We start from the raw sequence: 1,055 nt of genomic DNA on the forward strand, positions 1-1,055 counted from the left end.
ACACGGAAGTTAAGCTCTTCAGCGCCGATGGTAGTCGGGGGTTTCCCCCTGTGAGAGTAGGACGCCGCCAAGCTTTTTTATTTTATCTACCATGTTTTTGTTTATGAAGCTTATAATATTCCGCAGTAGCTCAGTGGTAGAGCTATCGGCTGTTAACCGATCGGTCGTAGGTTCGAGTCCTACCTGCGGAGCCATTGCTTCCATAGCTCAGCAGGTAGAGCACTTCCATGGTAAGGAAGAGGTCAGCGGTTCGAGCCCGCTTGGAAGCTTATCTAAAATACGTTGATCTGAGGCAGTTTCCGCATGTTATGGAACTGTTATTTTTTTATTTGGATCAGTAAAAACTGTTACTGATTGCAGCAGTTAAGGTATAGGTGTTTAAAGCACGCTTTCTGATGAAGCTAGCCTTGCTTCAATGATTCAAAGAGATTAACATAATTAATTGTTAAACGGTATTGACTTTTACCAAAACCTTGATATAATTACTTTTGTCATAATGAGCAGTATGTTTAGATTGATCTGCGGGTTATACCGTTTGGATTTTTACTGAATAAATAATAATACAGTTTACCGCTATCTGAGGCTGTATTCTGGCCATGCTTTACATTTTTACTTGCGGAAGTAGTTCAGTGGTAGAACATCACCTTGCCAAGGTGGGGGTCGCGGGTTCGAATCCCGTCTTCCGCTCCATTTTATCCCAACGGGATATTGTGATATTAATTGCGCCCGTAGCTCAATTGGATAGAGCGTTTGACTACGGATCAAAAGGTTAGGGGTTCGACTCCTCTCGGGCGCGCCATAATATTTTTAAAAATCGGGAAGTAGCTCAGCTTGGTAGAGCACATGGTTTGGGACCATGGGGTCGCAGGTTCGAATCCTGTCTTCCCGACCATTCTCAAACTTTAAAGATAATATACTGGTTTTCTTTTTCTCTCTTTTTTTTAAAAAAAATGCTTGATTTATAGAGAGATACCGTGGTATATTATTAAACGTCGCTGATGAACAGCAGACAACAACGAAAAGCTTCGGAAACAACTTGAAAAAAGTTGTTGACA

The 1,055-nt window shown here is 41.6% G+C and carries 5 tRNA genes and 1 rRNA gene; all 6 read left to right on the forward strand.

What is annotated here, in order from left to right:
* Positions 1 to 73, forward strand: a 5S ribosomal RNA gene (gene rrf / locus SB724_RS22235); the annotation flags it as partial.
* Positions 74 to 119: 46 nt separating this feature from the next.
* A tRNA-Asn gene (locus SB724_RS19335) sits at positions 120 to 194 on the forward strand.
* Positions 195 to 196: 2 nt separating this feature from the next.
* Positions 197 to 269: transfer RNA gene (locus SB724_RS19340), tRNA-Thr, on the forward strand.
* A 346-nt stretch (positions 270 to 615) separates the two neighbouring features.
* Positions 616 to 690: transfer RNA gene (locus SB724_RS19345), tRNA-Gly, on the forward strand.
* A 32-nt stretch (positions 691 to 722) separates the two neighbouring features.
* Positions 723 to 799 (forward strand) — tRNA-Arg (locus SB724_RS19350).
* Between the two features lie 16 nt (positions 800 to 815).
* A tRNA-Pro gene (locus SB724_RS19355) sits at positions 816 to 892 on the forward strand.
* Positions 893 to 1,055 lie beyond the last annotated feature (163 nt).

It is taken from the genome of Bacillus sp. SIMBA_031, assembly GCF_046535225.1.
GTDB lineage: Bacteria > Bacillota > Bacilli > Bacillales > Bacillaceae > Bacillus > Bacillus velezensis.